Raw genomic sequence first — 514 nt, 5'->3', positions numbered from 1 at the left:
GGTATCGGAACTTCAATAGCAAGTAAGTTGATTGCAGAAATCGGAGAAATCCGAAGGTTTCCCAATGCAGATAAGCTGGCAAGATTTGCAGGAGTAGCTCCTGTAAAGTTCAGTTCTGCAGGAAAAGGCAAGGAGCAAAGCTCCAGACAAGGAAACCGCCAGTTGCATGGACTGTTTTATTTTCTGGCGGTAACAATGGTTTCCAAGCCAAAGAACGGAATACCCAATCATCCGGTATTTTATAATTATTACATGCGGAAAATCGGCGAAGGAAAGACAAAGTCTCAGGCATTAGTCTGTATCATGCGCCGATTGGTGAACATTGTTTACGGAATGATGAAAAATAAGACAGAATACCGGGAACCGATTCGAGAAGAGGAACAGTAATTTTTCTGTTTAAAAACAGCACAAAGACGTGCTATAATTCTAAAGGAAAGTATCATGTTTAGGGTCTGAGAAAAACAGGTTCGTTTTCTAAACCTGCTTTTCTCAGATTCTAAATGTGATTCTTTCC

At 40.5% G+C, this 514-nt stretch carries 1 protein-coding gene; it reads left to right on the top strand.

Going from position 1 to position 514, the window contains the following annotated elements; genetic code table 11:
- Window positions 1–387: transposase (locus tag CRO04_RS25850; protein WP_141401071.1), on the top strand; the 387-nt coding region annotated here is incomplete at its 5' end.
- Window positions 388–514: the final 127 nt, after the last annotated feature.

The organism is Lacrimispora amygdalina, assembly GCF_900205965.1.
Lineage (GTDB): Bacteria > Bacillota > Clostridia > Lachnospirales > Lachnospiraceae > Lacrimispora > Lacrimispora amygdalina_A.
Note: the sequence above shows the minus strand (reverse complement) of the source record. Positions and strands in the feature narration are given on the sequence as shown.